The sequence below is a fragment of the Citrobacter sp. TBCP-5362 genome, from assembly GCF_005406305.1.
GTDB lineage: Bacteria > Pseudomonadota > Gammaproteobacteria > Enterobacterales > Enterobacteriaceae > Citrobacter_B > Citrobacter_B koseri.
This window is the reverse complement of the sequence record NZ_CP040234.1, coordinates 447,995-460,190: the sequence shown is the minus strand read 5'-3', so window position 1 is coordinate 460,190 and position 12,196 is coordinate 447,995. Positions and strand designations below refer to the sequence as shown.

At 52.2% G+C, this 12,196-nt stretch carries 6 protein-coding genes, 3 tRNA genes and 3 rRNA genes; 6 read left to right on the top strand and 6 right to left on the bottom strand.

Features of this window, described 5'->3' with window-relative positions:
• Positions 1-3 precede the first annotated feature (3 nt).
• The 6 genes from FD428_RS02230 (at position 4) to FD428_RS02205 (ending at position 8,197) form a co-directional block, all read left to right on the top strand.
• Positions 4-3,117, top strand: coding sequence for an efflux RND transporter permease subunit (locus FD428_RS02230; protein ID WP_110493742.1), 3,114 nt, complete (start codon positions 4-6; stop codon positions 3,115-3,117).
• A 269-nt stretch (positions 3,118-3,386) separates the two neighbouring features.
• Positions 3,387-3,608 carry a membrane protein gene (locus FD428_RS02225; RefSeq protein WP_012135403.1) on the top strand — a complete coding sequence of 74 codons (222 nt, stop codon included), beginning with the start codon at positions 3,387-3,389 and terminating at the stop codon, positions 3,606-3,608.
• A gap of 433 nt (positions 3,609-4,041) precedes the next feature.
• Entirely contained in the window at positions 4,042-5,067 is a 1,026-nt protein-coding gene (locus FD428_RS02220; RefSeq protein WP_012135405.1) for an amino acid ABC transporter substrate-binding protein, read from the top strand.
• Positions 5,068-5,136: 69 nt separating this feature from the next.
• The gene (locus tag FD428_RS02215; RefSeq protein ID WP_012135406.1) at positions 5,137-6,318 is read left to right on the top strand and encodes an amino acid ABC transporter permease; all 1,182 of its coding nucleotides are present in this window, start codon (positions 5,137-5,139) and stop codon (positions 6,316-6,318) included.
• Between the two features lie 9 nt (positions 6,319-6,327).
• Positions 6,328-7,431 carry an amino acid ABC transporter permease gene (locus FD428_RS02210; protein ID WP_114848382.1) on the top strand — a complete coding sequence of 368 codons (1,104 nt, stop codon included), beginning with the start codon at positions 6,328-6,330 and terminating at the stop codon, positions 7,429-7,431.
• Between the two features lie 7 nt (positions 7,432-7,438).
• The gene (locus tag FD428_RS02205) at positions 7,439-8,197 is read left to right on the top strand and encodes an amino acid ABC transporter ATP-binding protein (RefSeq protein WP_012135408.1); all 759 of its coding nucleotides are present in this window, start codon (positions 7,439-7,441) and stop codon (positions 8,195-8,197) included.
• Between the two features lie 130 nt (positions 8,198-8,327).
• Here FD428_RS02205 and rrf (FD428_RS02200) read toward each other — a convergent pair.
• The 6 genes from rrf (FD428_RS02200) to FD428_RS02175 all read right to left on the bottom strand — a co-directional run bounded on the left by rrf (FD428_RS02200) (position 8,328) and on the right by FD428_RS02175 (position 12,129).
• Positions 8,328-8,443 (bottom strand): 5S ribosomal RNA (rrf, locus tag FD428_RS02200).
• 40 nt (positions 8,444-8,483) lie between these two features.
• A tRNA-Thr gene (locus tag FD428_RS02195) sits at positions 8,484-8,559 on the bottom strand.
• 14 nt (positions 8,560-8,573) lie between these two features.
• Positions 8,574-8,689 (bottom strand): 5S ribosomal RNA (gene rrf / locus FD428_RS02190).
• Positions 8,690-8,784: 95 nt separating this feature from the next.
• Positions 8,785-11,689: ribosomal RNA gene (locus tag FD428_RS02185) — 23S ribosomal RNA — on the bottom strand.
• A 174-nt stretch (positions 11,690-11,863) separates the two neighbouring features.
• A tRNA-Ala gene (locus FD428_RS02180) sits at positions 11,864-11,939 on the bottom strand.
• 113 nt (positions 11,940-12,052) lie between these two features.
• Positions 12,053-12,129, bottom strand: a tRNA-Ile gene (locus FD428_RS02175).
• Positions 12,130-12,196 lie beyond the last annotated feature (67 nt).

Genomic DNA, 12,196 nt, shown 5'->3' with positions numbered 1-12,196 from the left:
GACATGGCAAACTTTTTTATTAATCGCCCGATTTTTGCCTGGGTTCTGGCCATCATTCTCATGATGGCTGGCGCCCTGGCGATCATGCAGCTGCCCGTTGCGCAGTACCCGACCATCGCGCCGCCCGCCGTTGCGATTTCCGCAACCTATCCGGGAGCGGACGCGCAAACGGTGCAGGATACCGTAACGCAGGTTATCGAACAGAATATGAACGGTATCGATAACCTGATGTATATGTCGTCCACCAGCGACTCGTCCGGTAGCGTAACTATTACGTTGACGTTCCAGTCCGGCACCGACCCGGATATCGCACAGGTTCAGGTACAAAATAAACTGCAACTGGCCATGCCCTTGTTGCCGCAGGAAGTACAGCAGCAAGGTATCAGCGTCGAGAAATCAAGCAGTAGCTTCCTTCTGGTGGCCGGTTTTGTTTCCGACAATAAGAACCTGACGCAGGATGACATTTCCGATTATGTGGCGTCTAACGTTAAAGATACCATCAGCCGGACATCCGGCGTCGGCGACGTCCAACTGTTTGGCGCGCAGTACGCGATGCGTATCTGGCTCGACAGCAATGCGTTAAACAAATACCAACTGACGCCGTTAGATGTTATTAACCAGCTGAAAACGCAGAACAACCAGATTGCCGCAGGTCAACTGGGCGGGACGCCTTCCATCCCGGGACAGCAGCTTAACGCCTCTATCATCGCGCAAACACGACTGAAAACGCCTGAAGAGTTTGGCCGCATCACGCTGAAAGTGAATCAGGATGGTTCGATGGTCCATCTTAAAGATGTGGCCCGCATCGAACTTGGCGGCGAAAACTACAACATGGTGACGAAGATTAATGGCCAGGCGGCGACAGGCCTGGGTATTAAGCTGGCAACCGGCGCGAACGCGCTGGATACTGCAGCGGCCATTAAAGCGAAGCTTGCGGAACTACAGCCGTTCTTCCCGCAAGGGTTGAAGGTGGTCTACCCGTATGACACCACGCCGTTTGTGAAAATATCGATTCATGAAGTGGTGAAAACGCTGTTTGAAGCGATCATCCTCGTTTTCCTGGTCATGTATCTTTTCCTGCAAAACATACGCGCGACGTTGATACCGACCATTGCTGTGCCGGTTGTACTGCTGGGTACATTCGCCATCCTGGCGGCGTTCGGTTTCTCTATTAATACGTTAACAATGTTCGGGATGGTGCTCGCCATCGGCTTGCTGGTCGATGACGCTATCGTCGTCGTGGAAAATGTCGAACGCGTGATGGTGGAAGAAAAGCTACCGCCCAAAGAAGCGACCCAGAAATCAATGTCGCAGATTCAGGGCGCGCTGGTGGGGATCGCGATGGTGCTTTCCGCCGTATTTGTGCCGATGGCCTTCTTTGGCGGCTCAACCGGCGCAATTTACCGCCAGTTCTCGCTGACTATCGTTTCTGCAATGGCGCTTTCTGTACTGGTTGCGCTCATCCTGACGCCTGCGCTTTGCGCCACGCTGCTTAAGCCTGCGTCTGCCGATCACCATGAAAAGAAAGGTGGCTTCTTCGGGTGGTTTAACACGCTGTTTGAGAAAAGCGTCGGGCATTACAGTAACAGCGTCAGCGGTATTTTGCGCAAGACCGGGCGTTATTTGCTGCTGTATGTCCTTATCGTCGGCGGCATGGCCATTTTGTTCCTGCGCTTACCCACCTCCTTCCTGCCGGAAGAAGATCAGGGCGTATTCATGACGATGGTGCAGTTACCGGCTGGCGCGACGCAGACGCGTACGCAGCAGGTGCTGGATCAGATTCAGAACTACTATCTGAACCAGGAAAAAGCCAACGTTGAATCCGTCTTTACCGTGAATGGTTTTAGCTTTAGCGGACAGGGGCAGAACTCCGGTATCGTCTTTATTAGCCTGAAGCCCTGGGAAGAACGCCCCGGCGAAGAAAATGGCGTAGAAGCGATCGTTGCCCGCGCAACCAGGGCATTCAGCCAGATAAAGGATGGTCTTGTCTTCCCGTTCAACCTGCCCGCGATTATTGAGCTGGGTACGGCAACGGGGTTTGACTTTGAACTGATCGATCAGGCGAACCTGGGCCACACGGAGCTCACCAAAGCCCGGAACCAGTTGCTGGGTATGATAAAAGAGCATCCCGACCTGCTGGTTCGCGTACGCCCTAACGGACTGGAAGATACGCCACAGTTCAAGCTGGATGTCGATCAGGAAAAAGCACAGGCTCTGGGAGTCAGCCTGTCAGACATCAACCAGACGATTTCCACCGCGCTTGGCGGCACGTACGTGAATGATTTCATCGATCATGGACGAGTGAAGAAAGTCTATGTCCAGGCGGATGCGCCGTTCCGCATGTTGCCCGGTGACATCAACAATCTGTATGTCCGTAGTGCAAACGGTGAAATGGTTCCGTTCTCCACCTTCAGTTCGGCACGGTGGATTTACGGCTCACCACGTCTGGAACGCTACAACGGTATGCCTTCAATGGAGCTGTTGGGTGAAGCGGCACCCGGCAGAAGTACCGGGGAAGCGATGGCATTAATGGAAAGCCTGGCAGAAAAATTACCGAACGGTATTGGTCATGACTGGACAGGCATGTCGTATCAGGAGCGCCTCTCCGGCAACCAGGCTCCGGCGTTGTATGCAATCTCACTGATTGTGGTCTTCCTTTGCCTGGCTGCATTGTATGAAAGCTGGTCCATTCCGTTCTCCGTTATGCTCGTCGTACCGCTCGGCGTGGTCGGCGCATTGCTGGCCGCCTCGCTTCGCGGACTGAATAACGACGTTTACTTCCAGGTTGGCCTGCTCACAACCATTGGTCTTTCTGCTAAAAACGCCATCCTGATTGTGGAGTTTGCCAAGGATCTGATGGAGAAAGAGGGACGAGGGTTGATTGAGGCAACGCTTGAAGCGTCGCGTATGCGTTTACGCCCAATCCTGATGACATCTCTGGCGTTCATCCTCGGCGTTATGCCGCTGGTTATCAGTCATGGCGCAGGCAGTGGCGCGCAAAATGCGGTGGGAACGGGGGTTATGGGAGGAATGCTGACGGCGACATTGCTGGCAATCTTCTTCGTTCCGGTCTTCTTTGTGGTCGTGAGACGTCGTTTTAACCGGCATCATGATTAACCACTAAAATTACGGCGCCCTCGGGCGCCTTTTTCCAAAATAATTATCCATTTATGTATTAAAAAGATAGTCATTTATTTTCCCTGCTATTTACCAGACATGCACCGCTTAGCCATCCTTTTCTCCATTATTTTTACAATCCACATGAATTGAAATTATTCCATATGCGGGTGCCTTTTTAAGGCGTGATAAAATAGCGCCGGGTTCGCAGCTAGCGGAGCATTCGACTTTGCCGGATGTAGCGAAACGTTTATTTTTGAGGTAACACCATGAAAAGATTAATTCCTGTTGCATTGCTCACAACCTTGCTGGCGGGGTGTGCGCATGACTCTCCTTGCGTTCCGGTTTATGACGACCAGGGTCGTCTGGTTCATACCAATACCTGTATGAAGGGCACCACGCAGGATAACTGGGAAACAGCGGGGGCGATTGCCGGTGGCGCAGCCGCTGTCGCAGGCCTGACGCTGGGGATTGTTGCCCTGACGAAATAGGTTTTATTAAAAGCGCGGCAACCCGCGCTTTTAATATAAGACAAAGCTCTGGACAATCGATTTATTATTAATCATCAATTATAGATTTCTCTCACATATCTACTCTATAAGATTGGCGCTTTTCATTATTCTGTCTTAGTGAAACTGCATTTATCATACTTATCCTGCCGATATTAACGGGCGAAATCGTTATTCCGCACAGCGCCCGTAAATTTAAATATTTTGCTCCAAAATGTGGCTTACGTTTCATTTTCGCACCATTTCAGGGCGCTGCATTTATTTTTTCCTGTCTACACTCTGCATATTGCGTCGAGCATTCGTTCGCAAAACCTGGCACTACCTTTGCTTAAAAGAGTATGGCCAAAGCCACAGACAGGTAAAGACGTTCCAGAACGTCTCTCTATAACGATAATTTCTCCACACAGGATGCATTATGAAAAAGATGATGATAGCCAGCCTGGCTGCGGTCGGCGTGCTGCTTGCTGTTGCAAATCAGGCGCATGCTGGCGCAACACTGGATGCCGTAAAGAAAAAAGGATTCGTACAATGTGGGATCAGTGACGGCCTGCCTGGTTTTTCTTATGCAGATGCAAGCGGTAAATTCACGGGTATTGACGTCGATGTTTGTCGTGGCGTTGCCGCAGCCGTCTTTGGCGATGATACAAAAGTAAAATATACCCCACTCACTGCAAAGGAACGCTTCACCGCCTTGCAATCCGGCGAAGTCGATCTGTTATCCCGTAATACAACCTGGACCTCTTCACGCGACGCAGGTATGGGCATGTCATTCACTGGCGTGACGTATTACGACGGGATTGGTTTCCTGACGCATAACAAAGCGGGGTTAAAAAGCGCTAAAGAGCTGGACGGCGCCACCGTCTGTATACAGGCAGGCACGGATACCGAACTGAACGTGGCCGATTACTTTAAAGCCAACAAAATGAAATACACCCCGGTCACTTTTGATCGCTCTGATGAGTCAGCCAAAGCGCTGGAATCGGGCCGCTGTGACACGCTGGCTTCTGACCAGTCTCAGTTATATGCCCTGCGAATCAAGCTGAGCGACCCTGCCGAATGGATCGTCTTGCCTGAAGTCATCTCAAAAGAGCCTCTGGGCCCCGTTGTGCGCCGTGGTGATGATGAGTGGTTCTCTGTCGTCCGCTGGACGCTGTTCGCTATGCTGAATGCTGAAGAAATGGGGATTAACTCGCAGAACGTAGATGAGAAAGCGGCGAATCCGGCAACACCGGACATGGCGCATTTGTTGGGCAAAGAAGGAGATTACGGTAAGGATCTGAAACTGGATAACAAATGGGCCTACAACATCATTAAACAGGTTGGTAACTACGCGGAGATCTTTGAACGTAACGTGGGATCGGAAAGCCCGCTGAAGATCAAACGAGGCCAGAACAATCTCTGGAATAACGGCGGCATTCAGTACGCACCACCCGTACGCTAAGCCGTTGTGATGTAACGGGCGCCGCACCTGTGGCGCTCAGCCCAGAGTTATGGTTACCGAGGTTTTCTTATGTCCCATCGCCGCTCAACCGTAAAAGGAATACTCTCCTTTTCTAACCCTGCGGTCCGCGCCTGGTTATTTCAAATACTCGCCGTTATTGCGGTTGTCAGTGTTGCGGTCTATTTAATTCATAATACGATTAACAATCTGAGCAGCCGGGGGATTACCTCAGGATTCGCGTTTCTCGATCGCAGCGCCGGGTTTGGTATTGTTCAGCACCTGATCGACTACGAGCAAGGGGATACATACGGCCGCGTCTTTCTGGTCGGCTTGCTCAATACCCTGTTGGTCTCCGCACTGTGTATTGTTTTTGCGTCATTTTTAGGTTTTTTCCTCGGCCTTGCACGCCTGTCGGATAACTGGTTATTGCGTAAGTTATCGACCATTTACATCGAAACCTTTCGCAATATTCCGCCATTGCTGCAAATCTTCTTCTGGTACTTTGCCGTCCTGCGTAATTTACCCGGGCCACGGCAGGCGGTCAGCGCGCTGGATTTGGTTTTTCTGAGTAATCGGGGACTCTATATTCCGGCACCACAGCTGGGTGAAGGCGTTATCGCTTTTTGTGTGGCAATCCTTCTGGCGATCGTCATCTCCACCGGGCTCTTTCGCTTCAATAAAACGCACCAGATTAAGACGGGGCAATTGCGCCGAACATGGCCTACAGCGTTGGCGCTCATCGTGCTATTGCCGGCTGTCGCTCAGTGGCTATTTGGCGCGGCGCTACACTGGGATGTGCCTGAGTTACGCGGGTTTAACTTCCGGGGAGGAATGGCATTAATTCCAGAACTGGCTGCGTTGACGCTGGCGCTTTCGGTATACACCTCGGCATTTATTGCTGAGATCATCCGTTCCGGTATCCAGGCGGTTCCCCACGGCCAGCATGAAGCCGCGCGTTCACTGGGCCTCCCTAATCCGGTAACGCTGCGTCAGGTCATCATTCCCCAGGCACTGCGCGTGATCATTCCTCCATTGACCAGCCAGTATCTGAATATCGTGAAGAACTCATCGCTTGCCGCCGCTATCGGCTACCCGGATATGGTTTCCCTGTTTGCCGGAACGGTACTGAACCAGACGGGTCAGGCCATTGAAACCATCGCCATCACCATGTCGGTATATCTGATCATCAGCCTCAGTATTTCCCTGCTGATGAATATTTATAACCGCCGTATCGCCCTGATTGAGCGCTAAGGAACCATGATGACAAAAGTTCTTCTGTCTCATCCCATGCGCCCGGCCAATAACGGCGCAGGTCGCATAATTTTGTGGGTACGTAAAAATCTCTTTTCCAGTTGGTCCAATAGCCTGCTAACCCTTTTTTGTCTGTGGCTCATGTGGATACTCATTCCCCCCTTGCTGAACTGGGCGTTTCTACAGGCTAACTGGGTGGGTTCAACGCGTGCTGATTGCACGAAGGCGGGTGCCTGCTGGGTATTTATCCACGAACGTTTTGGTCAGTTTATGTATGGGCTTTATCCACATGACCAACGCTGGCGCATCAACCTGGCATTACTCGTTGGTCTGGCCTCCATTGTGCCGATGTTCTGGAAAGCAATGCCCCGTCGCGGGCGCTACATCGCCGTATGGGCGGTTATCTATCCCATTGTTGTCTGGTGGCTGATGTATGGCGGTTTCTTCGGGCTGGAGCGGGTAGAAACGCGGCAATGGGGAGGATTAACACTCACGTTGATCATCGCTTCCGTCGGTATTGCGGGTGCCCTTCCTCTGGGAATTTTGCTGGCGCTGGGCCGTCGCTCTCATATGCCGATCGTTCGGATGCTCTCCGTTATCTTTATCGAGTTCTGGCGAGGCGTACCGTTAATCACCGTGCTGTTTATGTCTTCGGTCATGTTGCCGCTGTTTATGTCGGAAGGAACCAGTATCGACAAACTTATCCGGGCGCTGGTCGGGGTGATCCTTTTTCAGTCTGCCTACGTCGCAGAGGTCGTACGCGGAGGGTTACAGGCATTACCGAAAGGGCAGTATGAGGCCGCGGAATCTCTGGCGCTCGGGTACTGGAAAACCCAGGGACTGGTCATTCTCCCCCAGGCGTTGAAGCTGGTAATCCCGGGTCTGGTGAACACCATTATCGCCCTGTTTAAAGATACCAGCCTGGTGATCATTATCGGTTTATTTGACCTTTTCAGTAGCGTTCAGCAAGCAACTGTTGACCCTACATGGCTGGGGATGTCGACCGAAGGGTATGTTTTTGCCGCACTGATTTACTGGATTTTCTGCTTCAGCATGTCGCGTTACAGCCAGCATCTGGAGAAACGTTTTAACACCGGGCGTACGCCGCACTGAGGATTTTATGAGCCAATTATTAATTCAACCTGCCGACGCGATGATCACGCTGGAAAACGTCAATAAATGGTACGGTCAGTTTCATGTTCTGAAAGACATTAATCTGAACGTGAAACAGGGGGAGCGTATCGTGCTGTGTGGCCCTTCCGGCTCGGGTAAATCCACGACCATTCGCTGTATTAATCATCTGGAGGAACATCAACAAGGACGGATTGTGGTAGACGGTATTGAACTCAATGAAGACATTCGCAATATCGAGCGGGTAAGACAGGAAGTCGGTATGGTGTTCCAGCACTTCAACCTCTTCCCACATCTGACGGTATTGCAAAACTGTACTCTGGCGCCGATTTGGGTACGGAAGATGCCAAAGAAAGAAGCTGAAGCACTGGCGATGCATTACCTGGAACGTGTGCGCATCGCTGAGCACGCCCATAAGTTTCCAGGGCAGATTTCCGGCGGGCAACAGCAGCGCGTGGCTATTGCACGTTCGCTATGCATGAAGCCCAAAATTATGCTGTTTGATGAGCCGACTTCCGCGCTGGATCCTGAGATGGTGAAAGAGGTGCTGGATACCATGATTGGTCTGGCACAGTCCGGGATGACAATGCTTTGCGTCACCCACGAAATGGGCTTTGCCCGAACGGTAGCAGACAGGGTGATCTTTATGGATCGTGGTGAAATTGTTGAGCAGGCGCCACCGGAAGAGTTCTTTGCCCATCCTAAATCAGAGCGCACCCGGGCGTTTTTATCGCAAGTCATTCACTAACTGCCTGGTGGCGCTGCGCTTATCAGGTGGAACGCGAGCCGGATAAGGCACCGCCGCCATCCGGCAGTTCTCAGGGCGCGTAAACGCAAAAAGGCCCGATCTTTCGACCGGGCCCTTCGCTTGATTTGATGTCTGGCAGTTCCCTACTCTCGCATGGGGAGACCCCACACTACCATCGGCGCTACGGCGTTTCACTTCTGAGTTCGGCATGGGGTCAGGTGGGACCACCGCGCTACGGCCGCCAGACAAATTCTTTTCTAAAGTGCCGAACTTTAACCATATTAAGTGGTGCTGATACCCAGAGTCGAACTGGGGACCTCACCCTTACCAAGGGTGCGCTCTACCAACTGAGCCATATCAGCACGCTAAATTTGATGCCTGGCAGTTCCCTACTCTCGCATGGGGAGACCCCACACTACCATCGGCGCTACGGCGTTTCACTTCTGAGTTCGGCATGGGGTCAGGTGGGACCACCGCGCTACGGCCGCCAGGCAAATTCTGTTCGTCTAATGCCTCCGGCATTAAACACTAATCTGTAATCAGGCTGAAAATCGTCTCTCAAATCGCCAAAACATCTTCGGCGTTGTAAGGTTAAGCCTCACGGTTCATTAGTACCGGTTAGCTCAACGCATCGCTGCGCTTACACACCCGGCCTATCAACGTCGTCGTCTTCAACGTTCCTTCAGGACTCTCAAGGAGTCAGGGAGAACTCATCTCGGGGCAAGTTTCGTGCTTAGATGCTTTCAGCACTTATCTCTTCCGCATTTAGCTACCGGGCAGTGCCATTGGCATGACAACCCGAACACCAGTGATGCGTCCACTCCGGTCCTCTCGTACTAGGAGCAGCCCCCCTCAGTTCTCCAGCGCCCACGGCAGATAGGGACCGAACTGTCTCACGACGTTCTAAACCCAGCTCGCGTACCACTTTAAATGGCGAACAGCCATACCCTTGGGACCTACTTCAGCCCCAGGATGTGATGAGCCGACATCGAGGTGCCAAACACCGCCGTCGATATGAACTCTTGGGCGGTATCAGCCTGTTATCCCCGGAGTACCTTTTATCCGTTGAGCGATGGCCCTTCCATTCAGAACCACCGGATCACTATGACCTGCTTTCGCACCTGCTCGCGCCGTCACGCTCGCAGTCAAGCCAGCTTATGCCATTGCACTAACCTCCTGATGTCCGACCAGGATTAGCTGACCTTCGTGCTCCTCCGTTACTCTTTAGGAGGAGACCGCCCCAGTCAAACTACCCACCAGACACTGTCCGCAACCCGGATTACGGGCCCACGTTAGAACACCAGCCATTAAAGGGTGGTATTTCAAGGGCGGCTCCATGCAGACTGGCGTCCGCACTTCAAAGCCTCCCACCTATCCTACACATCAAGGACCAGTGTTCAGTGTCAAGCTATAGTAAAGGTTCACGGGGTCTTTCCGTCTTGCCGCGGGTACACTGCATCTTCACAGCGAGTTCAATTTCACTGAGTCTCGGGTGGAGACAGCCTGGCCATCATTACGCCATTCGTGCAGGTCGGAACTTACCCGACAAGGAATTTCGCTACCTTAGGACCGTTATAGTTACGGCCGCCGTTTACCGGGGCTTCGATCAAGAGCTTCTCCCGAGGGATAACCCCATCAATTAACCTTCCGGCACCGGGCAGGCGTCACACCGTATACGTCCACTTTCGTGTTTGCACAGTGCTGTGTTTTTAATAAACAGTTGCAGCCAGCTGGTATCTTCGACTGATTTCAGCTCCATGGGTAAACCACTTCACCTACATATCAGCGTGCCTTCTCCCGAAGTTACGGCACCATTTTGCCTAGTTCCTTCACCCGAGTTCTCTCAAGCGCCTTGGTATTCTCTACCTGACCACCTGTGTCGGTTTGGGGTACGATTTCGTGTTACCTGATGCTTAGAGGCTTTTCCTGGAAGCAGGGCATTTGTCACTTCAGCACCGTAGTGCCTCGTCATCACGCCTCAGTGTTAAAGTGCACCGGATTTGCCTGGAGCACACACCTACACGCTTAAACCGGGACAACCGTCGCCCGGCCGACATAGCCTTCTCCGTCCCCCCTTCGCAGTAACACCAAGTACAGGAATATTAACCTGTTTCCCATCGACTACGCCTTTCGGCCTCGCCTTAGGGGTCGACTCACCCTGCCCCGATTAACGTTGGACAGGAACCCTTGGTCTTCCGGCGAGCGGGCTTTTCACCCGCTTTATCGTTACTTATGTCAGCATTCGCACTTCTGATACCTCCAGCAACCCTCACAGGCCACCTTCAACGGCTTACAGAACGCTCCCCTACCCAACAACACATAGTGTCGCTGCCGCAGCTTCGGTGCATGGTTTAGCCCCGTTACATCTTCCGCGCAGGCCGACTCGACCAGTGAGCTATTACGCTTTCTTTAAATGATGGCTGCTTCTAAGCCAACATCCTGGCTGTCTGGGCCTTCCCACATCGTTTCCCACTTAACCATGACTTTGGGACCTTAGCTGGCGGTCTGGGTTGTTTCCCTCTTCACGACGGACGTTAGCACCCGCCGTGTGTCTCCCGTGATAACATTCTCCGGTATTCGCAGTTTGCATCGGGTTGGTAAGCCGGGATGGCCCCCTAGCCGAAACAGTGCTCTACCCCCGGAGATGAATTCACGAGGCGCTACCTAAATAGCTTTCGGGGAGAACCAGCTATCTCCCGGTTTGATTGGCCTTTCACCCCCAGCCACAGGTCATCCGCTAATTTTTCAACATTAGTCGGTTCGGTCCTCCAGTTAGTGTTACCCAACCTTCAACCTGCCCATGGCTAGATCACCGGGTTTCGGGTCTATACCCTGCAACTTAACGCCCAGTTAAGACTCGGTTTCCCTTCGGCTCCCCTATGCGGTTAACCTTGCTACAGAATATAAGTCGCTGACCCATTATACAAAAGGTACGCAGTCACCCCATAAAGAGGCTCCCACTGCTTGTACGTACACGGTTTCAGGTTCTTTTTCACTCCCCTCGCCGGGGTTCTTTTCGCCTTTCCCTCACGGTACTGGTTCACTATCGGTCAGTCAGGAGTATTTAGCCTTGGAGGATGGTCCCCCCATATTCAGACAGGATACCACGTGTCCCGCCCTACTCATCGAGCTCACAGCCTGTGCGTTTTCGTGTACGGGACTATCACCCTGTACCGTGCGACTTTCCAGACGCTTCCACTAACACACAAGCTGATTCAGGCTCTGGGCTCCTCCCCGTTCGCTCGCCGCTACTGGGGGAATCTCGGTTGATTTCTTTTCCTCGGGGTACTTAGATGTTTCAGTTCCCCCGGTTCGCCTCGTTAGCCTATGTATTCAGCTAACGATAGTGTGACAGGTCACACTGGGTTTCCCCATTCGGACATCGCCGGGTCAAGGGTTCATATCACCTCGCCGGCGCTTTTCGCAGATTAGCACGTCCTTCATCGCCTCTGACTGCCAGGGCATCCACCGTGTACGCTTGGTCGCTTAACCTCACAACCCGAAGATGTTTCGTGAAACATTTCGTGTTGCGAAAATTTGAGAGACTCATACACACTTTACGTGTGTCGTTTCAATTTTCAGCTTGATCCAGATTTTTAAAGAGCAAAACTTCGCAGTGAACCTTTTCAGGTACACTCTGAAGTTTTCTTATATGAGCAGTAAATATGGTGGAGCTATGCGGGATCGAACCGCAGACCTCCTGCGTGCAAAGCAGGCGCTCTCCCAGCTGAGCTATAGCCCCATACAGTACAGTCAGAACCTCTTACCAATGATTTTTCCTGAGACAAGGCGGGGAATGACGAAGCATACTTAAAGTATGTGAGTCATTTCACAACGCAGTATTCAGGGAAAATCTGGTAGGCCTGAGTGGACTTGAACCACCGACCTCACCCTTATCAGGGGTGCGCTCTAACCACCTGAGCTACAAGCCTGTAGAGGTTTTTACTGCTCGTTTTTCATCAGACAATCTGTGTGAGCACTGCAAAGGCAGGTTCTTTA

Bases quoted from the DNA above. Each gene is read 5' to 3' on its own strand.
- FD428_RS02215 (WP_012135406.1), top strand. From the start codon at position 5,137: ATGTCCCATCGCCGCTCAACCGTAAAAGGAATACTCTCCTTTTCTAAC.
- FD428_RS02210 (WP_114848382.1), top strand. From the start codon at position 6,328: ATGACAAAAGTTCTTCTGTCTCATCCCATGCGCCCGGCCAATAACGGC.
- FD428_RS02205 (WP_012135408.1), top strand. From the start codon at position 7,439: ATGAGCCAATTATTAATTCAACCTGCCGACGCGATGATCACGCTGGAA.
- FD428_RS02230 (WP_110493742.1), top strand. From the start codon at position 4: ATGGCAAACTTTTTTATTAATCGCCCGATTTTTGCCTGGGTTCTGGCC.
- FD428_RS02220 (WP_012135405.1), top strand. From the start codon at position 4,042: ATGAAAAAGATGATGATAGCCAGCCTGGCTGCGGTCGGCGTGCTGCTT.
- FD428_RS02225 (WP_012135403.1), top strand. From the start codon at position 3,387: ATGAAAAGATTAATTCCTGTTGCATTGCTCACAACCTTGCTGGCGGGG.